The 17,077-nt window shown below is 74.3% G+C and carries 33 protein-coding genes; 30 read left to right on the top strand and 3 right to left on the bottom strand.

Annotated features, from left to right (window positions below; all coding sequences use genetic code 11):
- From IE225_RS03805 to IE225_RS03870, 14 genes are all read left to right on the top strand, one after another.
- Nucleotides 1-984, top strand: coding sequence for a recombinase RecT (locus IE225_RS03805; protein WP_190055847.1), 984 nt, complete (start codon nucleotides 1-3; stop codon nucleotides 982-984).
- Nucleotides 985-987: 3 nt separating this feature from the next.
- Nucleotides 988-1,722 (top strand): exonuclease domain-containing protein, encoded by a 735-nt coding sequence (locus IE225_RS03810; protein ID WP_190055848.1) that lies wholly within the window; start codon nucleotides 988-990, stop codon nucleotides 1,720-1,722.
- Nucleotides 1,719-1,970: a hypothetical protein gene (locus IE225_RS03815; protein ID WP_190055849.1), complete on the top strand. Its 252-nt coding sequence runs from the start codon at nucleotides 1,719-1,721 to the stop codon at nucleotides 1,968-1,970. Before IE225_RS03810 ends, IE225_RS03815 begins: the two co-directional genes overlap by 4 nt.
- On the top strand, nucleotides 1,967-2,662 hold the full coding sequence (locus IE225_RS03820) for a hypothetical protein (RefSeq protein WP_190055850.1): 696 nt from the start codon (nucleotides 1,967-1,969) through the stop codon (nucleotides 2,660-2,662). The genes IE225_RS03815 and IE225_RS03820 overlap by 4 nt, the downstream gene beginning before the upstream one ends.
- An 11-nt stretch (nucleotides 2,663-2,673) precedes the next feature.
- Entirely contained in the window at nucleotides 2,674-2,994 is a 321-nt protein-coding gene (locus IE225_RS03825; protein ID WP_190055851.1) for a hypothetical protein, read from the top strand.
- Nucleotides 2,991-3,449 (top strand): hypothetical protein, encoded by a 459-nt coding sequence (locus IE225_RS03830; RefSeq protein ID WP_190055852.1) that lies wholly within the window; start codon nucleotides 2,991-2,993, stop codon nucleotides 3,447-3,449. The genes IE225_RS03825 and IE225_RS03830 overlap by 4 nt, the downstream gene beginning before the upstream one ends.
- The gene (locus tag IE225_RS03835; RefSeq protein ID WP_190055853.1) at nucleotides 3,446-3,655 is read left to right on the top strand and encodes a MerR family transcriptional regulator; all 210 of its coding nucleotides are present in this window, start codon (nucleotides 3,446-3,448) and stop codon (nucleotides 3,653-3,655) included. Before IE225_RS03830 ends, IE225_RS03835 begins: the two co-directional genes overlap by 4 nt.
- Complete coding sequence (locus IE225_RS03840) at nucleotides 3,652-3,912, top strand: hypothetical protein (protein WP_190055854.1); 261 nt, start codon at nucleotides 3,652-3,654, stop codon at nucleotides 3,910-3,912. The genes IE225_RS03835 and IE225_RS03840 overlap by 4 nt, the downstream gene beginning before the upstream one ends.
- Nucleotides 3,912-4,376: a WhiB family transcriptional regulator gene (locus tag IE225_RS33950; RefSeq protein WP_373303130.1), complete on the top strand. Its 465-nt coding sequence runs from the start codon at nucleotides 3,912-3,914 to the stop codon at nucleotides 4,374-4,376. Before IE225_RS03840 ends, IE225_RS33950 begins: the two co-directional genes overlap by 1 nt.
- Before the next feature lie 99 nt (nucleotides 4,377-4,475).
- The gene (locus tag IE225_RS03850) at nucleotides 4,476-4,697 is read left to right on the top strand and encodes a helix-turn-helix domain-containing protein (protein WP_190055855.1); all 222 of its coding nucleotides are present in this window, start codon (nucleotides 4,476-4,478) and stop codon (nucleotides 4,695-4,697) included.
- A gap of 85 nt (nucleotides 4,698-4,782) precedes the next feature.
- Complete coding sequence (locus IE225_RS03855) at nucleotides 4,783-5,106, top strand: helix-turn-helix domain-containing protein (RefSeq protein ID WP_268249985.1); 324 nt, start codon at nucleotides 4,783-4,785, stop codon at nucleotides 5,104-5,106.
- Nucleotides 5,103-5,501: a hypothetical protein gene (locus tag IE225_RS03860; protein WP_190055856.1), complete on the top strand. Its 399-nt coding sequence runs from the start codon at nucleotides 5,103-5,105 to the stop codon at nucleotides 5,499-5,501. Before IE225_RS03855 ends, IE225_RS03860 begins: the two co-directional genes overlap by 4 nt.
- Nucleotides 5,498-5,680, top strand: a complete 183-nt coding sequence (locus IE225_RS03865; protein ID WP_190055857.1) for a hypothetical protein — start codon at nucleotides 5,498-5,500, stop codon at nucleotides 5,678-5,680. Before IE225_RS03860 ends, IE225_RS03865 begins: the two co-directional genes overlap by 4 nt.
- On the top strand, nucleotides 5,677-5,904 hold the full coding sequence (locus IE225_RS03870; RefSeq protein WP_190055858.1) for a hypothetical protein: 228 nt from the start codon (nucleotides 5,677-5,679) through the stop codon (nucleotides 5,902-5,904). Before IE225_RS03865 ends, IE225_RS03870 begins: the two co-directional genes overlap by 4 nt.
- 11 nt (nucleotides 5,905-5,915) lie before the next feature.
- On the opposite strand, the gene IE225_RS03875 is transcribed toward IE225_RS03870, so the two are convergent.
- The gene (locus IE225_RS03875; protein WP_190055859.1) at nucleotides 5,916-6,128 is read right to left on the bottom strand and encodes a type II toxin-antitoxin system prevent-host-death family antitoxin; all 213 of its coding nucleotides are present in this window, start codon (nucleotides 6,126-6,128) and stop codon (nucleotides 5,916-5,918) included.
- Between the two features lie 1,180 nt (nucleotides 6,129-7,308).
- Here IE225_RS03875 and IE225_RS03880 point away from each other — a divergent pair.
- The 8 genes from IE225_RS03880 to IE225_RS03915 all read left to right on the top strand — a co-directional run bounded on the left by IE225_RS03880 (nucleotide 7,309) and on the right by IE225_RS03915 (nucleotide 10,690).
- Nucleotides 7,309-7,815 (top strand): hypothetical protein, encoded by a 507-nt coding sequence (locus tag IE225_RS03880; protein ID WP_190055860.1) that lies wholly within the window; start codon nucleotides 7,309-7,311, stop codon nucleotides 7,813-7,815.
- Nucleotides 7,816-7,832: 17 nt separating this feature from the next.
- Entirely contained in the window at nucleotides 7,833-8,759 is a 927-nt protein-coding gene (locus IE225_RS03885) for a hypothetical protein (protein WP_190055861.1), read from the top strand.
- Nucleotides 8,760-8,803: 44 nt separating this feature from the next.
- Nucleotides 8,804-9,280, top strand: a complete 477-nt coding sequence (locus IE225_RS03890; protein ID WP_190055862.1) for a hypothetical protein — start codon at nucleotides 8,804-8,806, stop codon at nucleotides 9,278-9,280.
- A gap of 6 nt (nucleotides 9,281-9,286) precedes the next feature.
- The gene (locus IE225_RS03895; protein ID WP_190055863.1) at nucleotides 9,287-9,457 is read left to right on the top strand and encodes a hypothetical protein; all 171 of its coding nucleotides are present in this window, start codon (nucleotides 9,287-9,289) and stop codon (nucleotides 9,455-9,457) included.
- A 74-nt stretch (nucleotides 9,458-9,531) separates the two neighbouring features.
- Nucleotides 9,532-9,753 carry a hypothetical protein gene (locus IE225_RS03900; protein ID WP_190055864.1) on the top strand — a complete coding sequence of 74 codons (222 nt, stop codon included), beginning with the start codon at nucleotides 9,532-9,534 and terminating at the stop codon, nucleotides 9,751-9,753.
- A gap of 43 nt (nucleotides 9,754-9,796) precedes the next feature.
- Nucleotides 9,797-10,105, top strand: a complete 309-nt coding sequence (locus IE225_RS03905) for a hypothetical protein (protein WP_190055865.1) — start codon at nucleotides 9,797-9,799, stop codon at nucleotides 10,103-10,105.
- Between the two features lie 69 nt (nucleotides 10,106-10,174).
- A complete protein-coding gene (locus IE225_RS03910; protein ID WP_190055866.1) occupies nucleotides 10,175-10,408 on the top strand; it encodes a hypothetical protein in 234 nt (77 codons plus the stop codon).
- Between the two features lie 3 nt (nucleotides 10,409-10,411).
- Nucleotides 10,412-10,690: a hypothetical protein gene (locus IE225_RS03915; protein WP_190055867.1), complete on the top strand. Its 279-nt coding sequence runs from the start codon at nucleotides 10,412-10,414 to the stop codon at nucleotides 10,688-10,690.
- A gap of 110 nt (nucleotides 10,691-10,800) precedes the next feature.
- Here the strand turns inward: IE225_RS03915 and IE225_RS03920 are convergent, their stop codons facing one another.
- Both IE225_RS03920 and IE225_RS03925 read right to left on the bottom strand, forming a co-directional pair.
- Complete coding sequence (locus IE225_RS03920) at nucleotides 10,801-11,058, bottom strand: hypothetical protein (RefSeq protein ID WP_190055868.1); 258 nt, start codon at nucleotides 11,056-11,058, stop codon at nucleotides 10,801-10,803.
- A 128-nt stretch (nucleotides 11,059-11,186) separates the two neighbouring features.
- The gene (locus IE225_RS03925; RefSeq protein ID WP_190055869.1) at nucleotides 11,187-11,516 is read right to left on the bottom strand and encodes a hypothetical protein; all 330 of its coding nucleotides are present in this window, start codon (nucleotides 11,514-11,516) and stop codon (nucleotides 11,187-11,189) included.
- A gap of 341 nt (nucleotides 11,517-11,857) precedes the next feature.
- Between IE225_RS03925 and IE225_RS03930 the strand changes: the two genes are divergently transcribed.
- From IE225_RS03930 to IE225_RS03965, 8 genes are all read left to right on the top strand, one after another.
- Nucleotides 11,858-12,061 carry a hypothetical protein gene (locus IE225_RS03930; RefSeq protein WP_190055870.1) on the top strand — a complete coding sequence of 68 codons (204 nt, stop codon included), beginning with the start codon at nucleotides 11,858-11,860 and terminating at the stop codon, nucleotides 12,059-12,061.
- Nucleotides 12,058-12,246 (top strand): hypothetical protein, encoded by a 189-nt coding sequence (locus tag IE225_RS03935; protein ID WP_190055871.1) that lies wholly within the window; start codon nucleotides 12,058-12,060, stop codon nucleotides 12,244-12,246. Before IE225_RS03930 ends, IE225_RS03935 begins: the two co-directional genes overlap by 4 nt.
- Nucleotides 12,246-12,440 carry a hypothetical protein gene (locus IE225_RS03940; RefSeq protein WP_190055872.1) on the top strand — a complete coding sequence of 65 codons (195 nt, stop codon included), beginning with the start codon at nucleotides 12,246-12,248 and terminating at the stop codon, nucleotides 12,438-12,440. The genes IE225_RS03935 and IE225_RS03940 overlap by 1 nt, the downstream gene beginning before the upstream one ends.
- Nucleotides 12,441-12,498: 58 nt before the next feature.
- The gene (locus IE225_RS03945; RefSeq protein ID WP_190055873.1) at nucleotides 12,499-12,984 is read left to right on the top strand and encodes a hypothetical protein; all 486 of its coding nucleotides are present in this window, start codon (nucleotides 12,499-12,501) and stop codon (nucleotides 12,982-12,984) included.
- Nucleotides 12,985-13,155: 171 nt separating this feature from the next.
- Nucleotides 13,156-14,364, top strand: a complete 1,209-nt coding sequence (locus tag IE225_RS03950) for a conjugal transfer protein (protein ID WP_190055874.1) — start codon at nucleotides 13,156-13,158, stop codon at nucleotides 14,362-14,364.
- Nucleotides 14,361-15,335, top strand: coding sequence for a hypothetical protein (locus tag IE225_RS03955; protein WP_190055875.1), 975 nt, complete (start codon nucleotides 14,361-14,363; stop codon nucleotides 15,333-15,335). The genes IE225_RS03950 and IE225_RS03955 overlap by 4 nt, the downstream gene beginning before the upstream one ends.
- A gap of 16 nt (nucleotides 15,336-15,351) precedes the next feature.
- On the top strand, nucleotides 15,352-15,768 hold the full coding sequence (locus IE225_RS03960; RefSeq protein ID WP_190055876.1) for a hypothetical protein: 417 nt from the start codon (nucleotides 15,352-15,354) through the stop codon (nucleotides 15,766-15,768).
- A gap of 137 nt (nucleotides 15,769-15,905) precedes the next feature.
- Complete coding sequence (locus tag IE225_RS03965) at nucleotides 15,906-17,036, top strand: hypothetical protein (RefSeq protein ID WP_190055877.1); 1,131 nt, start codon at nucleotides 15,906-15,908, stop codon at nucleotides 17,034-17,036.
- The last annotated feature ends 41 nt before the right edge of the window (nucleotides 17,037-17,077 follow it).

Here is a 17,077-nt window from a genome sequence, read left to right on the forward strand (position 1 = left end):
ATGGCCCTTGCCACCTTGAAGGACCGCGTGAAGGCGGCGGCGTCGGCGACGACGGCGCCCGCCGGGCACGAGCGGGCCGACGACGTCGAGGAGACGCCCGTCGGTCACGACGAGCAGGCGGCCGGCGACGCCGTCGGCGAGTGGCTGCGCCGCTACGAAGGCGACGTCGCCGCGGCGCTGCCGAAGCACATCAGCGCGCCGCTGTTCTTCGCCGCGCTGCGGCCCGTGCTGCCGAAGCTGCGCGGGTGCACGCCGGCGAGCGTGCTCCAGGCGGTCATCACCTGCGCCCGGTTCGGACTCATCCCCGACGGACGGCAGGCGGTCATCGTCGCTGACGACGGGATCGCGACCTTCCTCGCGACGTATCACGGATACATCGACCTGATGTACCGGTCGGGCCTGGTGAAGTCGGTCGTGACCGGCATGGTTTACGAGGGCGACGAGTGGAACTACGAGCCCACCGCCCCGGCCCCGCACGACTTCACGCACAAGCCGAAGATCCTCGCCAGCAAGGAGGAACGCGGCAGGCCGCTGTTCGCGTACGCCTTCGCCTGGTTCGACGGCGGCGTTCGCTCGGCCGTCGCGGTCGTCACGCTCGCCGACGCCGAGGAGACCCGCGACGAGTACAGCAAGGCGTACCAGCGGGCCGAGCAGTCGGGGAAGCGTGACTCGCTCTGGCACACGCACTTCGACGCCATGTGGCTCAAGACGGCGATCCGGAAGCTGTTCAAGCTCGCGCCCGCGTCGGCCGAGCTGCGCGCGCTCGCCGCCGTTGAGCAGGCCGCCGAGGACGGCCGACCGCAGATCCTCGCCGCCGTCGACCCCGAGACGGCGGCGCTGGAGACCGACGCCCGGCGTGCCTTCGCGGCGGCCGAGGCGTCGCAGGACACCACCAGGACGCGGCCCCTGCCGCGCAAGGCGAGCGCCGGTCGCGGCCGTGCGAAGCCTCGGCGCCGCAACCGCGACAAGGCGAAGAGGCGGTAAGACGTGGTGCTCACCTGGCATCGTCGGCCCCTGCTCGGGGTCGACCTGGAGACGACGGGGACCGACGTCGAGACGGCGCGCATCGTGTCCGCCGCTGTGGTCCGCTACGGCGGCGGCCGCGAGACCGGGACCCGGACGTGGGTGTCGGACGTCGACGGCGAGGAGATCCCGGCGGAGGCGACGGCGGTGCATGGGTGGACGACCGAGGCGGCCCGCGCTGCGGGCCGCCCGGCGGCCGAGGTCGTCGGGGAGATCCTCGACGTGCTCGCCGACGGTGTCCGCTCGGGCTGGCCGCTGGTCGTCATGAACGCGCCGTTCGACCTGACGGTCCTCGACCGCGAGGCGCGCCGGGCCGGGCTGCCGGCGCTGCACGAGCGGGTCGAGCTGTGCGTCCTCGACCCGCGTGTCCTCGACAGGCGTGTCGACCGGTACCGGTCCGGCAGGCGGACGCTCGGGGACCTGTGCCGTCACTGGGTCGTCAAGCTCGACGGCGCGCACACCCCCGAGCGGGACGCCAAGGCTGCGTGCGCCGTCGTGTGGAAGATCGCCGACCGGCACAGGTGGCTGACGCGGCGGCCGCTCGCCGACTTGCACGCCGAGCAGGTCCGGTGGGCGCTCGCCCAGCAGGAGGACCTGCGCGGGCACTTCGCGAGGACGCCCGGCAAGGAGCATCTCAGCCGGGGTGTGCGCATCGGCTGGCCCTTCATCCCCGCGCTGCAGCAGGCGGCCGAGCAGTGACCGGCCGGTCGCTGCTCGGCCGCCTGCGCGGCCTTCTCGCCGGCCGCGTGCCGGCGCCCGCGGCCGCCCTGGCCGCCCCGCTCAGCAGTGAGCCCGTCGTCCTCTCCCTCTGGCTGGAGGACGGCCCGGCGCTCGTCGACCTCGACATCTGCCCGCGTGAGCAGCGCCGCCGGCCGCTCGCAGTCAGCGACGACAGCTCGCGGCGGTGCTTCCACTGCGGCCACACCATCCCAGGACGGACGCGATGACACAGATTCTCGACCTTGCCGCCCCCGAGCGGCTGCGGCCCGCTCAGGAGCCGTGCCCGGACTGCACCTGCTGCACGGCGGTGCTGTGCGAGCGCGGCCGGTACGACGTCGCCGAGTGCATGGCGCACACCCCGGCCGAGCTGGCGGTGATGGTGGCCGGCTGCCCGTGCTCGGCGCCGACGACGCGCGGCACGCACGCCTGGCGCGCGGAGATGATCCGGGTCACGAAGCACGCGACGGAGGCCCCGATGCCCGTCGAGGCCGAGGAGATCCTGCGCGCGCTGACGGTGTCGGAGTCGTTCACCGACCCGGGCGGGTTCCTGCGGACGCTGCGGGCCCGCGGCTACGTGACTGGTACCGAGGAGGGCGCGCCGCTGATCACCGAGTTCGGGCGGCGGTACATCACCGCCCGGACCGAGCGCCGGCACGCGACGCCGGTCGAGGTCGTGTCGGTCGACACCCGGCGGCGGACGGCGCAGGTCGTCGTCGGCTGGGACATCGACGCGCCGGTCACGGTGCTGCTCGACCAGCTCATGACGTCGACGCAGCTCCCCGCCGAGGACCTGGTGGGGCGGTTCCTGGAGGCCCGCGCCAACTGCCACGCGCACGACGCCGACGACCTGGTGCTGACGCGGATCCAGCTCTCGCCCGACATGCCCGCCGACTGGATGAACGGGGGGGTCTGGAAGTGACAAGGCCACTGATGACCGTTTTGACCATCATCGCCCTCGGGGACGGCGTGCCGCTCGACTGCTGCGACGAGGACACCGCGCACGTCTGGGTGCGCGTCACCGCTTGGTCGCCGCGGCGCGCGTTCCTGACCGGCGCGGCCCCGTTCGTTGAGGCGTCCGGGCGGCCGGCCGCTGAACTCGTCGGCGTGCGCTTCCTGGCGGACCTCGATCTCGACAACCCGCCCGGCAACGCGGACACGGCCGGCGAGCGGCTGGAATGGCCGAACCTGCGCCCGGCGCCGCCGCTGCCCTCCGAGTGGATGAGGGCCAACCGGCCGGAGGTGAAGCGGTGACGGCGACTGTCGCCGAGGTCACGGACCAGGAGATCGCACGGCGCCTGACCTCCGCCGAGGTGTCGAACCTCTCCGTTGCGCGGGCGCTCGGCGTGCCGTGGGGGCGCGTCGACGAGGTGCGGCGGCGGCTCGGGCTGGCGACGTACCGGCGGGGGCGGCGCGTGCCGGAGACGACGTGGCAGGAGGCGGTGCGGCGGCGCGTGCGGGAGGTGCCCGGCGGTCACGCCGACTGGACCGGTAGCTACCACCCGAACGGGACGCCGATCCTGTCGTGGCGCGGCCGCGCCCAGACCGCGTACCAGGCGGTGTTCCGGCTGCACTACCGGCGCCCGCCGCAGGACAACATCTCGCACTCCCCGGAGTGCGACCGTGAGCGCTGCGTCGCCGGCGAGCACCTGGAGGACCGTGTCCTGCGTGAGCAGCGCCGGTCCCGTGAGGCGGGGGGCGTGCGGTGAGCGCGTGGCCGTACGCCACCTGCGACGGACAGATCGATCTCGTCGCGGTCGAGCGGGTGCTGCGCGGCACGCTGCACCACAGCGCGCTGACGCCCGAGGAGCGCAAGTACGCGGCCCGGCACTCGACGGTGTCGGTGAAGGACGCTGCGCGGCTGCTCGGCGTCACGGACAAGACGATCCAGCGGTGGCGTGAGGAAGCGTCATGATCGAGGCGTTTGAGGCGGCCGCGTTGATGCTCTGGCTCGCGTTCGACGCGCTCGGGTCGGTGGTCTGGTGGTGGGGTCCGCCGCTGCTCGCGGTGGTCGCGGTCGGGGTGTGGCGGTCGCTGCGGCCGACCGGTGCGCACCGTCTGCCGCGGCGCGCACCGGCGGCGGCCGGCGGTGACACGGACACGATGCCGCTCACCGTCGTCTCCCGCCCGCCGGCGCCCCCCAGGGGCGCCGGCGGGGAGACGGACGGCTGATGCCCCGCCTGAGCCGCTACGCGCCTGACACGCTGCCCCGGCCGCATGACTGGGAAGCGGACGCCGCCTGCCTCGATGCGGACCCGGGTCTGTTCTTCCCCGCGGACCACGGCCGCGCGGCGCCGCTTGTCGAGCAGCAGGCCAAGGCGGTGTGTGCGCTCTGTCCCGTCGTCGAGGCGTGTCTACGTCACGCCCTGACGTGGCCGGAGAGTGCCGGCGTGTGGGGCGGCCTGGGTGAGGGGGAGCGGGCGCTGCTGCGGCGCCGGATGCAGCGGCGTTCCCGGCGGGCTGCTGCTCGGGCCAAACGACGGGAGGAAGCCGGTGCCGCCGAGACGGAGGAGACGGCCTCTGCCCCCGCTGCCCGTCCTCGCGCCGGGTCAGCTCCTCGACTGGACGGACCGGGCGCACTGGTCGGACAGGGCCGCGCCGTGCCGCTACTGCGAGCGGCTCACCCACCTGCGTGACGAGCAGGGACAGCCGGCGCACAAGGCGTGCGCCGAGGAAGACGGGGCCCGGCGCGGCGTACAGGCCGCGCGGGCCTACAGGAGCGGAAGGACCCAGGCGTGAGCCACCCCAAGCAGAAGCGGCCCCGGTTGAGGGGCGAAGAGCGCGCGGTGAAGGCGCGCGATCTGCGGGACCGGTACGAGGGCGGCTCGTCGATCCGCGGCCTCGTGTCCCTGTCCGGCCTGTCGTACGCCACGGTGCGGGTGCTGCTGCTCGAGGCGGGGACGCGGCTGCGGCCGCGTGGCGGGCCGCGGACGTCCCGCATCGAGACCGGCGCGTAGCGGAGCGCATCCCACTGGCGACGGGGGCCGGGGCTGCCGACGTGCGGCCGGCCCGGCCCCTCCCTTCCCTTTGAAAGGCACTGCTGTGACGCGCAGTTCCATGTCCGCGGACGTTGTCCGCCTGTACCGCGACGGGCTGTCGATACGGGCCGCCGCCGCTGCGACGGGCACGTCCTACAACCGCGCCCGCAGGGCGCTCCTCGATGCCGGGGTGACGCTCCGCGATCCGGCCCGGCTCGGCTCCACGCTCGCGCTCGCCGACGACTGCGCCCGCCTGTACCGGCGCGGCCTGAGCATCCGTGCCGTCGCCGGGCGCGTCGGCTACTCCTACCGGTACGTGCGTGACCTGATCCTCGCCGGCGGCGCCGAGCTGCGTGACCGCGCCGGCCGGGCGAGGGCTGCGTCGTGACCCGGTACTGGCACGGCGGTGTGCCCGGTCGGCTGCCGGGCGACCGGCTGCTGCCGCCGGCCGTGACCGGCACCGAGCGGACCCTGACGCGGTACGCGCACGTGCTCGGCGCCAGTGCGGAGCGCGCCCGCCGTGACCGCGTGTACGTCGCCACCGGCCGCGACATCGCCCGCGTGTACGCGGCGTTCTACCCGGACGGCGCGCTGTACGAGGTGCTGCCGGTCGGCGGCATGACCGCGGACCCGGACTGCCTCGTCGACGGCGTGTCGTGGGAGTACCCGGCCGCCGTCGTCGTCGATGTCGTCGACCCGGTCGTCCTGCTGCGGGGCCGCTCGGTCGACGCCTGGCTGCGGCTGCTGAACCGGGCGACCGCGCGCGCGGGGGAGGCGACGTGATGGAACTCGCCGCGCTCGTGCTCCTGATCGTCAATGCGGCGTCCGGGCTGATGGGGCACTCGGCTCAGCTCGGCCCGCTGCGGCGCGATGTGGTGCGCGCGCTGCAGCGGGCACGCCGCGGCCGGCGGCCGCGGCCGGAGCGGGCGCCGTGGTGGGCGCGGGGCAGGGCCGGCCGGTGAGCGCCGCGACGCTGCCGCCGCTCGGCCGCTGCCAGCTGTGCCGTGTTCGCCGGCATCTGTCGGCGCACAAGTCCAGGCGTGACGGGCTCGTGCGGAACCTGTGCACGTCGTGCTACTCGGACGCCACGCTCACCGAGGAGCGCGGCGGGTTCGTCGACTGGGACCAGGCGCTCGATCACGGGCCGGGTGAGGACCTGCTGACCTGGCTGCGGGGTGACCTGTGACGGCCGCGCGGTCACTTCTCCTTGGGCGGGGCCGGCAAGGTCGTGATGCCGAGCGCCTCCAGGGCTCGCTCGTAGAGGTCTATGGAGACGATCGCCGCCACCCGCTTGCCGCGGCTGGTCAGGACGGTGGCGCCGTTGCCGTACTTGGCGCGGCCGACGGCGTCCGCGAAGGAGTTCCGCACGTCGGCGATCTTCTCGACGTGCTCAACGATCGGTTGTGTCATGGCGTCAGTGTACGACGCGGCGTTGGCGTGCGTCATGCTCATGCTGCGCTTTATGTACATGAGCGCTATGATCTAGGGGTGCCCCGCCCCGCCTGCACCCGATTTTTCCGCCTGACCAGCACGACCAGAGAGACAGCCCGTGAGCGTGGATGAACAGGACGACCGCAAGGCAGGTGCGGTGCCGAATTCCTTCGGCAACGCGCTGGCCTGGAGATGGACGCGCCAGATGCCCCGCGGTTTGAAGGGCGGCTTCCTGACGATGCTGTACGCCCTGCGCGCGATGGCGGCACCGTCGGGTGAGCTTCGCTTCGCCGACGGCAAGCCAATCAAGATCCAGGACATCGCGAAGGCTGCGGGGTGCCGCGAGCACGATGCGCGCCGGTACCTGGACGCGGGCATACGGGCGGGCGTGGTGCTGGTCGACGGTGAGCGGCGCCGTGGACGGTCCACCCGGTACGCCATCACCGGTGCTGTCCCGTATCCCGACTGGACGGCGGCCGAGGACTACCTGAAGGCCACCGCCCGCCGGCGTGCCCAGGGCGACGCCCCGGAGGGAAGTTCGGGCCACAGAGGCACGAACCAGTTCGGGCCACAGAGGCACGAACTCGGGGCTGCGAACGAGGAAGCAGTTCGTGCCACAGAGGCACGTATGAGTTCGGGCCACAGTGGACCGACCGGTTCGGGCCACAGAGGCCCGAACAACCCAGGTAGTTCCCAGGGGGTTTCCCACGAGGGGGCTGATGTAGTTCCCCAACCTCAGGTGGATGGGGGCTCGCCGACGCAAAGCGACCAGACCCCGAACCAGGAAGACGACCAGGGCGACCACCCGTTCGGCCGGTGCGAGGTGTGCAGGGTCCCGCTGGTCCGCCCGGGGCTGAAGCGCTGCTCTGCCCACCGGGAGGCCCCGGGCCGCCGCAGGCCCCGCAGGGGGCGCAGCGAGCCCGTCCAGGCGCCGCTGCTGACCCGGTTCCCCGCACCCCCGACGAGCCGTGCGAGGCCGCCCCAGCGCCCTTCCAGCCGCCCAAGCCGGACCCGCTGGCCCCTCTGCGGATCTGCGGGTGCGGCCGCGAGTTCCGCGACCGCGCCCCGGCCGCCCGCTGCCCCGACTGCCTGTACGCCGAGCACGCCGAGGCTGCCCGCCTCCGCCAGTTCGGCACCTGACCCACGAAGGAGAACCAACGTGACGACATGGGATCCGCGCCTCGACGTCGTCGAGGCCCTCGAGTCGGCCGGCTGGACCGGCGACCCCGACAACCCGCTCGGCCTGCTGCGCCGCAGCGGCGCCGTGTGGGGCGTCACCAGCGACGGCGGCGACTCCAGCCTGACCGAGCCGGGCGGCGAGACGATCGCCTTCCCGCCGGGCGTGCCCGCCGCGGTCGTCGTCGCCGCCTGCCTGGCCGCGACCGGCGCGCCCGCCGGCCACGGCGGCGGCTGGTCCGACGAGGAGGCGCAGCACGTCCGCGCCACCGCCGCCGAGGTGATCGCCACGGCCCGCCCGCACCCCGCGGCGGTCGGCACGCCGCTCACCGGCGACGTGCGGCCGCTGCTGTCGGCGCTGCTCGCCCAGGTCGACTACCTCACCGCCCGGGTGGCCGTGGCCGAAGCCGCGGGCGCCGCCGTGTGCGACGCCGAGGGCCACGCGATCCCGCACACGCCCGGCTGCCCCGACGCCCCCGCCCGCGCATGACCCCGAAGGGAACCCCCGTGCAGTACGACACCCCCGAGGAACTCCGTGCCTTCCTGCGGCTGTGCCTCGCCGGCCCCGGCCGTGAAAAGTGCACCCCGGCCCGGCTCGTCGAGATCCTGCCCGAGCCGATGCACGACGAGCTGACCCGGCACGCGCCGCACCTGCGCGCCATGCGGCACCGCCTCGACGCGCTCGCCACGCAGCGGGAGAGGGCGCACCAGGAGTACGCCGACGCGCTCGCCGCGTGGATCCGCGGCGAGGAACCCGAGCCGGCCGGCGAGCGGTACGTGATCGGCCGGAACGGCGTCTTCGCGACCCTGTACGACCGGAAGGACGAGCGGCTCCTCGTGGAGAACGCGACCGAGGAGCACTGCCGCCGGGTGCGGGACGAGCTGCTCGCCGGCGAGCCGCAGCCGGCCGACCGGCCGGTGCCGCTCCCGGACGCCGTTACGGCCGCGCACGACGCCGCTGTGGCGCACGCCGTGGCGTGCGGCACCTGCTGGCCCGGTGCGCGGCTCGCGGAGATGTGCGACGCGGGGCAGCGCGCGGCGCTCGCCGGCCTCGCCGGCCAGGCCGCGAAGGTGCTCGCCGGCGGACAGGGCGAGGCGCGCAAGCGGCTGGAGGACCTGGAGGGCCTGGTCACCGAGTACCGGCTGCCGCCCGCCCCGCCCGCCTACACGCCGCTGATCGTGCGCCGCGACCCGGCCTACGACGGCACCCGGTGGGCCATCCTGCACGACCCCGGCGACAGCACAGTCCGCCGTGCGTGGACGGCTGACGGCTGGGAGATGGCCTGGTCCTTGACGCACCAGGAGGTCTTCTGCTGGCCGGACGCCGAGACCGCGCTCGCCCAGGCACGACGCGCACAGGCCCAGGACGACGAGCACGAACCCGACGTGGACGGCGCCGGCCGGACCCCGGCCGAGTACCACACCCGCCCGTGACCAGCCTCGCCTGCCCCGCCCGCCCCACACGACAAGGAGGAATCATGACCCAGCAGCTGCCGCACGCCCCGTACATCGAAGCCGTCACCGACGCCCTCACCGCCGCCGGCCTGCCCCCCGCCGAGGTCGACGTCCGCGACGACGAGACCCGCGGCACCCACTGCTACCTCGACGCCGTGGTCACGCTCACCCCCGAGGCGTCCGGCATCCACGCCGGCCGCTTCGAGCACGGCCTGATCCTCGTCTGGGAGTGGCACACCGGCCTGGAGGAAGGCGGCGACGAGCGTGGCCCCGTCTGGCAGTGGGCCTGGCGCAACGAGGACGGCTCCAACCAGCTGCCCGAGTGGCTGCCCGTCGCGGGCTACGCCTCCCCGCACTCCGTGGTCACCGCCGCCCAGCGGGTCCTCGCCGACCCCCGCCCCTACCGCGCCGGCGAGCGGGTCAACGGCGTGCTGTGGGGGCGCGCCGACGAGCTGGACGCCGCGTGCGAGGCGTGGGCCGCCGCCGAGACGGGCGAGTGACCGGCTGTGGCTCTGCACCTGACCGGCCTCAGCCCCGACGACCTCGCCGACGTCGTCGACTGCCTGCTGCTGGCCGCCGAGCACACCGCCGACACCGACGGCGAGCTGGCCGCGCGCCGTCTCAGCCTCGCCCACCGGATCGGTGACGCGCTGAACAAGCTGCCGGCCGCGCCGTGAGCAGGCAGCGGAACGGCCGCCCGCGCTCGTACCGCGGGCGGCCGCCCACCCCGATCCCACCACAGGAAGCCACGATGACCCAGCCCTCCTCCAGCGACATGGATCGCGCCCGACACGAAATCTCGAACGCGCTCCTGGCGATGACCGACCTCATAACGCCGATCTTCGACAAGGCCGACGGGATGCGCGCCGACCTCGAACGCCGCGGCTGGTCGCCGACCGCCGCCGAGCAGGTCGCCCTCGTCTGGCTGCTCAACGCCGTCAACTCCGCCACGAACGGAGGCGCGACGGCGTGAGCAGCGCTCCCACCCGCCCCTCCACCGGCGCAAGGCCCGCCCGGTGAGCGCCGGGACCTGGGCGCGCGTCGCCCTCGCCCTCGCGTGCGTGTGGGCCGGCGGCTACGCCACCGGCCGCGGCCGCCCGGTGCGCGCGCTCACCACCTGGGCCGACTGGCAGGTCGCCTACACCTCCCGCCGCTCGCCCTGGTTCTGGCTCGCCGTGCCGATCGTCGCCGCCGCCATCGCCGGCCTGATCGTCTTCCGGCCGCGCCGCTCCCTGCGGAACTGGCGGGCCGCCCGCGACCGCGACCGCCGGCGGGCACGCACCGCGCAGATACCGATCCGGCTGCGCAGCCTCCACGACCAGTAGCCCACCACCCGCCCCACGCCGGCCGCCCGCGCGGCGGCCGGCCCCTTCCCAACACAGGAGTCGCACCACATGACCGCCGCAGACGCAGCTGTCCACGACGACCCGGCCCCGGCGGCGCCGGCCGCCCAGCAGACCCGCCGCCGCATCAGCGTCACACTGACCCTCGCATCGGACCGGCCCGCCTCGCTCGTCGGCGCCGCCGTCACGGCCGCCGTCGGCGACGCCCTGCCCGACGAGCTGATCGGCGTGTCCTGGCACGCGTTCACCCTGCCCGCCCCCGACGACCAGCAGCAGGAGGCCTGAGCCATGCCCGGCATCCGCCTCACCCCCGGGCAGGCCCGCGCCCTGGGCGAGCGCCTCACCCACGCGGCGGCACTGGTCCGCCGGCTCGCCGACGCCGTCCGGGAGACGGCCCGTCGACTCGCCCAGATACTGCGCCCGATCGTCGACCGCCTCCAGCAGCTCGGCGTCGTCCCGCCCGCCGACCGGGGCGGCTGCGGCCGCCGCCGGCCGGCCGCCCGGCTCGCCACCGACCGGCCCGCCTGGGCCAGCCCCTACGGGCCCGCGCCGAACAGACACCGGTGACCCACCGGCAACGCAGAACCCCCCGGGCAGAAGTCCGGGGGGTTCTTGCGTGGACGCGCGCTGTCAGACTACCGGCGGTCCCGACATGCTCGGGGACACGCGCACCGGCCTCACCACCAGCCCCCGCGCGATCTCCAGATCGGCGTCGGCCGGCCGGTGACCTTCCGGTGCGCGAGCACACCGACGATGTACCACGGCTTGACGCACCACCAGAGCAGCCACGCCTCGAAGACCAGCAGGTACCAGAACAGCTTGAAGACGGCGACCAGGCCCCCGCCCCCGCCGCGGCGACGGCCACCGCCGAACAGCCGCACCGAGCCGCCGACGGATAAGGGACCAGGCAGGGGGATCGAGTAGCGCAGTCGCACAGGGATACGTCCTCTCGTGAACGCAGGGGACCGGACGGCCGGATAAACGAACGATGAACGCAGCGGTGACCCCGCACACGTTCACCTGTCCCTGACGCCGCAGTCGTCCCCTCCGGTTTCCGCCTGGCTCACGCCCCCTGGTCGCCCTGCTCGCCGCCGGCCGCCTTCGGCTTCGTCCGCGGCTTCGTCCTCCACGCGCCGGCATGACCGCGCTCGATGCTCTGCACTGTGCTGTGCGACGTGTGGATCATGGCACCGATCTTCCGGTACGAGACCTTGGCGGCGAGCAGGTCGAGGACGGCGTCGCGCCGCAGGTCGCGCCACGTCGGTTCCTTCTTCTCGACGTACTTCAGCACGTCGCTGATCACCGCGGCGCGGGTGACCGGATCCGCGATCCGCTCAATCTCCTCCAAGGCGTTGATCACCCTCTGCGACTCCTCGGCCAACTCGTCAGCCATGCCCGTCCCTTCACGCGGCGGGCCCCTTGCCCGAAGTGTATGGCGTGCCATACGCTTTCGGGTAGGGGCAGCACCTCTGCCTCTGCGCGGGCAGTCCCGGTCTTCGTGGTCGCTCTCGTCGGCCGGGACTGTCCCGCTACCCATCAACAAGACGGCGCCGAGCGGTGTTGTGGAAGGCCCGCCCGGCGCCCGTCGCCCACCTGACGCACCAGGAGGACGAACGTGAGCAAGATTAGCCGGGCGGTTCCCGCCCGCGAGAGCGGACGAGCAAGCGGCCTGTCGGCCGCCGAGAGCGGCGGCGGGCGCGCCGTCCCGCGCCCCCGCGACGGGGGTGACCGCTGATGACGTGCTGCGGTCGGCCGATGCGCCGCGAGGGCGGCGTGTTCGTGTGCGGCAAGTGCGGCGCCTCGTTCGACCCGGGCAGCAACCGGCGCGTGGTCGCGGCGGGCGTCATCCGCCGTGCCCCGCGCGGCCGCGTGCTGCGGCTTGTCGCCACGGCGATCGGCGTGGCCGGCAGCCTGCGCCCCGCGGGGGCGCCCCGGTGAGCCGCCGCATCAGCACCACGACGCCGAACCGCGTCCTGACCCAGCCGGCGACTGTGCAGGCCTGCCGGCAGGACCGGGGCACGCCGCAGGAGCGGGCCGCCCGAGCCGAGGAGGCCATCGGGCAGCGCGAGTCGGCGCAGTTCCACGCGAAGGCAAGCGCCGAGGCCGCCGGGGAGCACCGCTGATGGGCGCCTTCGGCAAGATCCGCTCGGCGTTCGGCGGCGGCCGGCCGACGCACTGGCCGCCGTCGACGCGCGAGATCGAACAGCAGCGGAAGGCGCAGGAGAAGGCGGCCGCGCAGAGCGCGGCCCGCCGCCGGCGCCACAAGGCGCTCGTCGCGCGGAAGGGCGACCGCGCGGGCATCCCCTTCGACCGCTGACCACTCCATGACCGGCCGGGCCCTCGACGTCCCTCGAGGGCCCGGCGGAAAGGCAACCATGATCCGCATCATCGGGTCCGCCGCTCTGGCCGCCCTGCAGGCCAAGGCCGACGCGGCGCAGGCCGACGCCGAGGCGGCGCAGGCCAGGGCCGCCGCAGCGCAGGCCGACGCCGCCCGGCACCGCGACAACGCCACGGCCGCCGCCTCCACCATCGGGAAACTGCGCGCCGCCCTCGCCCGCGCCGAGGGAGAGCTGGCCGTGCTGCGCGCACAGGCACACCTCGACGCCGAGGACCGGGTCGTGCTGCGGAAGCTGCTGAGCACGGCCCGCAAGCAGACGACCGCCCGCAACGAGGTCGCCGTCCTCCTCCGGCACGGGGAGCTCCACAGCGTCCACGCGACCCAGCAGGCAGCGGAGGCCGCGGCCGTGGCTGACGGCGCACCTCCCCAGGGCTGGGTATCGGTCGCCGCCGGCACACCGCTGCCGCCCGCGGCCGACGTCCCGTGGCGCGTGACGGTGCTGCCCGTCCACACCGAGCGGTAGAGGGAGCTGCCCCAGTGCGCTTCCTCTACCTGCTCGCTATGGCTTGGCCGCTGATCCTCGTGGCCTACCTGCTCGGCCGCTGACGTGCCGGCCGGATCCGCCCGAGGGCCTCCGCCGGCGCGCAGGCCCGGCCCTCGACCACACCGACGACCCGCAGAAGGGGCAGACGACATGACCGAGACGCGCAAGCTCACCGGAGGGCAGCGCGCCGTACTGATCGCCGCGAGGCTCCCGATGATCGGGTTCGGCGGACTCGGCGGCTGGGGCACGTTCACGAACGTCCTGTCGGAGTTCGGCCCGGACCGGCAGGCGACGGCGCTCGGCGTCGTCGCGGCCGGCGAGGGAGCGACGCTCGTGCTCGCCCTGGTCATGGTCCTGCTCACCATGTTCGAGCAGGCCGCACCGTGGCCTGTCCGGGCCGGCCTGTGGTCGACACCGACCGCCGCGTCGGTCACCGGGATCGTCGTCGCCGACAACCTCACCGAAGCCGTCGTCTACGGCATCACCCCGATGGCGATGTGCATCGCAGCCGAGGGTCTCGGCCTGGTCGCCCGGCGGCTCGTCGTCTACCGCACGCGCGCCGACGTCGAGGCGCAGCGCCGCAACGCACAGATCATGAGAAAGATCGCGTACCACCGTGCGCGCGCCGAGCGGCACCCGTGGGAGTGGGTGCGGCGCTGGTCCGCGCTCGTCGCCTGGTGGCTGCTGCGCCGGGCGGGGGAGGGTGACGCCGAACTCGGCGTCGACCTGATCCGCGTGCAGCGGACCACGCTCACCGAGGGCGCGGGCCTGGCGCTCGGCGACATGCTCGCCGCCGGCCCGCAGGTTCCCGCGCTGCTGCCCGCGGCTGAGGCCGCGCCCGTCCATGAGCCCGAGCCTGAGCCCGAGCCTGAGCCCGGACCGCGTGAGCCTGAGCCCGCGCGTGAGCCTGAGCCTGAGCCCGCGCCTGAGCCCGCGCCGGAACACGAGCCTGAGCCCGAGCAGCAGCGCGGCGAGACGCCAGACCCGGACGCCGAGGAGCAGCAGACCCACGACGCAGACACGGGCCAACCCCCCCTCGAGCCCGCGCGTGAGCCTGAGCCCGAGTCGGCGGTTGACGTCGAGCAGCGACAGATCATCAAGCTCGCGGCCCGTCTCCAGGACGGCGAGCGGGTCACAAAGAAGACCGCTGCCCCGCTGCTCGGCGTCAGCCCGGCCACGGCTCAACGACGCCTCACCCAGGCGCACCGCGTCGTCGCGCTCGCCAAGAGGCTCAAGGCCGGCGACCGGCTCACCCCGACGAGCGCGGCCCTGCTGCTCGGCATCGACGAACGCACCGCCGGCCGCCGCCTGACCGAAGCACGGCAGCTCACCGGAGAAGGACAGGGACTGTACCTGTGACCACTCACCACACCGAACCCGACGAGGCCGAGGCCCGGGCCGCGCTGCTCCGCCTCGGCGCCCGACCGGCCGGGCACGCCCTCACCGACGACGTCGACGACCAGGCCGCCGCCCCCGCCGCGCCGGCCGCCGTCCCGCCCATGCCCGACCGGCCGCCGACGGTCGGCGTGCCCGGCCCGCGCCGCGACGGCGCGCCCCGCCTGCCGGACTGGTGGAACTCGCACAAGCCCGAGCTGAGCGTCGTCGACGAGCAGCCCGAGCCGGCCGCCGACACCGACGAGCACGACGATGCCGGCGACGAGCCGGCCGCCCCGGAGTCCCGGCGACACCGCGTACTGCGCATCCTCAAGGGCGAGCGCGCTGCCGACAGCAGCGAACGCGACGACGAGGACGAGGACGAGATCCGGGAGACCGGCGGCCGCCGCCCGCGGCTGCGGCGAGTCAGCAAGGAGCCCGCCGCCGACCAGGGCGAAGAGTCCGGAGAGTACGACGACGAGATCCGGCCAGCGGGGGAGGGGAGGGGCCGCTGGCGCCGCCCCGCCGCGACGTCCGGCTACGAGCGCCCGCGCTTCTCCACGCCCGTGTTCCCTCGCGCCGGCCGGGAGCGGAAATCCTTCGCCCAGGCGTGGCGCGAGGTCGACCCGGCCACGAAGTGGGGCCTGTACCACCTGACCGGTCTCGCCGGCGGCCTGATGCTCGGTGTCGTCGGCTACGCGACCGACGTCACCGCGAGCCTCGCCGAGTCGCCCTTGCCGCTGCGCGACAACCCCGCCGCCTACTTCTGGGGCGCCGGTGCCGTCCTCGTCGTTGCTGTCGACCGCGTCACCCGCCGCTGGTTCTGGCTCATCGGCTGGTGCACACGCGCCGTGACGACGTCCGTGGTCGTCGGCGCCGTGCTGCACGGCTTCACCGCTGGCGAGGCCGTCGCCAACATGCCGACCCTCCTCGATCACCTCGCCCACCAGCACTGAGAAGGAATCCCAGCCCGTGAAATCCCTGATGCCCGCACTCGGGCCCGAAGGCCTCGCCCTGGTTCTCACGGCCATGCTCATCTTCGGTACGAAGGAGACCAAGACGGGCAAGGCGAAGCCACTCGGCTGGTGGTGGGTGCTCATCTTGAGCCTGATCGCCGGAGCCTCCTACGTGGCTGCCGGGTGGCCCTTCGACATCGTCCCGACGCTCGTCATGGGCGATCTGGTCGGCGTGATCGCGGCCATCAAACCAGGCCTGTCCCTGCCCGCGATCGGCCTCACGCTCATGGTGGTGCTCGCGTGGGTCGGGCTCACCCGCCGCCAGGTCGCTGTGATCGGCATCATTCTGTTCTACCTGCTGGCCGGCTCGGGCGGCGGGCTCGGCATCCTCGCCGAGAGGATCAGGGCCACCGCGGACCACTTCGCGTCATGACCACCCCCGCCACCCAGCAGGCGCCCGAGCCCGGCGGTGAGACCACTCCGCTCGCTGCCGGGCTCACCGGCGTGCAGGCTCACCCGCGTGAGCCTGAGCCGGTGCATGAGCGTGAGCCGGTGCGTGAGCCTGAGCCGGTGCATGAGCGTGAGCCTGAGCCCGATGGGCCTGATCCGCGTGAGCCTGAGCCCGTCCGTGAGCCCGATGCGGAGGAGGACGACCCCGGGCATGAGCCGGGGGAGCAGCCCGAGCCGCTTCCCGTCCTCGCCCTGCCGGACCTGCGCCCGTACGCCGACCCGAGAGCCGTCGTCGACGTCGCCCGCCGCGGCATCAGGGCGAGCCGCCGCCCGGCCCGCAGCCTCGCCCGGCGCGCGGCCGCCGGCACCGCCTTCACCGCCCGGCACACGCTCGCCGGCACCCGGACCCTGCTCGGCCTGCTCGTCGGCTGGCTCACCGGCGAGTACGGCAAGCACGGCTCGCGGCTGATGAGACTCGGGGGAGTGGTTGTCGTGCTGCTCGGCATCGTGCATACGTTCGCCGAGTACCCCATCGAGGGCGCCGTCGCCGCCGCCGGGGCGTGGTGCCTGGCCGCGATCGCCACCAGCCGCGGCGCCCTCGACACGCTGCTGAAGAAGGCCACAGGCGAGCAGCAGAAGGACAGCCGGAAGACGACGGCGGAACCCGCCGGCGACGCCCCACCGCCCCGCTGGAAGCGCCTCACCGGCCGGCGCGGCAAGAAGCCCGCACCGACCGCCGGCGAACAGCCCGAGCAGGCCCCCGCCGAGGCCCCCGCGGAGCCCCCGCTGACGGCCCTGATCCGGGAGCTGATCGGCGACGACAACGGGGTGCACCTCGCGGTCCTCCGGCCGGCCATGCGGGAGCGTCTCCCCGGCCTCGCCCAGGCCACCGACCAGCAGCTGCGGAAGGTGCTCGTCGACGCCGGCTTCGACCCCTCCCGCACGTTCCGCGCGAGGGGCGTCGCCGGGCGGGCCGGCATCCACCGCGACGAGCTGCCCCCGCCGCCCTCCCCCGATACCGGCCCAGGGGCGGAGAGAATCAGTTCTCCGCCCCCGAAGAGTGGCTCTGACCTGGGCATCTCTTCGCCTGCTCTCCGCCGCTCTCCGAGGGTGAAGAGTCGCGGAGAGCGGCTCCGGCAGCTCCCCGAGGGATGGACGGCCGAGGACATCGCACGCGGCTACCGGTGGGTCAACGACGCCGCGCGCGGCCCGTCCGCCTGGGTGATGGAACGCCTCGAAGACGTCGAGTGAAAGAGGGCAATCACGGGCCATCCGCGCGCCTCGTCGAGCAT

It is taken from the genome of Streptomyces echinoruber (assembly GCF_014651135.1).
GTDB classification, from domain to species: Bacteria; Actinomycetota; Actinomycetes; order Streptomycetales; family Streptomycetaceae; genus Streptomyces; species Streptomyces echinoruber.

Bases quoted from the DNA above. Each gene is read 5' to 3' on its own strand.
- IE225_RS03945 (WP_190055873.1), top strand. From the start codon at position 12,499: ATGATCCGCATCATCGGGTCCGCCGCTCTGGCCGCCCTGCAGGCCAAG.
- IE225_RS03890 (WP_190055862.1), top strand. From the start codon at position 8,804: ATGACCCAGCAGCTGCCGCACGCCCCGTACATCGAAGCCGTCACCGAC.
- IE225_RS03930 (WP_190055870.1), top strand. From the start codon at position 11,858: ATGACGTGCTGCGGTCGGCCGATGCGCCGCGAGGGCGGCGTGTTCGTG.
- IE225_RS03840 (WP_190055854.1), top strand. From the start codon at position 3,652: ATGATCGAGGCGTTTGAGGCGGCCGCGTTGATGCTCTGGCTCGCGTTC.
- IE225_RS03825 (WP_190055851.1), top strand. From the start codon at position 2,674: ATGACCGTTTTGACCATCATCGCCCTCGGGGACGGCGTGCCGCTCGAC.
- IE225_RS03875 (WP_190055859.1), bottom strand. From the start codon at position 6,128: ATGACACAACCGATCGTTGAGCACGTCGAGAAGATCGCCGACGTGCGG.
- IE225_RS03805 (WP_190055847.1), top strand. From the start codon at position 1: ATGGCCCTTGCCACCTTGAAGGACCGCGTGAAGGCGGCGGCGTCGGCG.
- IE225_RS33950 (WP_373303130.1), top strand. From the start codon at position 3,912: ATGCCCCGCCTGAGCCGCTACGCGCCTGACACGCTGCCCCGGCCGCAT.
- IE225_RS03950 (WP_190055874.1), top strand. From the start codon at position 13,156: ATGACCGAGACGCGCAAGCTCACCGGAGGGCAGCGCGCCGTACTGATC.
- IE225_RS03910 (WP_190055866.1), top strand. From the start codon at position 10,175: ATGACCGCCGCAGACGCAGCTGTCCACGACGACCCGGCCCCGGCGGCG.
- IE225_RS03925 (WP_190055869.1), bottom strand. From the start codon at position 11,516: ATGGCTGACGAGTTGGCCGAGGAGTCGCAGAGGGTGATCAACGCCTTG.
- IE225_RS03820 (WP_190055850.1), top strand. From the start codon at position 1,967: ATGACACAGATTCTCGACCTTGCCGCCCCCGAGCGGCTGCGGCCCGCT.
- IE225_RS03900 (WP_190055864.1), top strand. From the start codon at position 9,532: ATGACCCAGCCCTCCTCCAGCGACATGGATCGCGCCCGACACGAAATC.
- IE225_RS03915 (WP_190055867.1), top strand. From the start codon at position 10,412: ATGCCCGGCATCCGCCTCACCCCCGGGCAGGCCCGCGCCCTGGGCGAG.
- IE225_RS03940 (WP_190055872.1), top strand. From the start codon at position 12,246: ATGGGCGCCTTCGGCAAGATCCGCTCGGCGTTCGGCGGCGGCCGGCCG.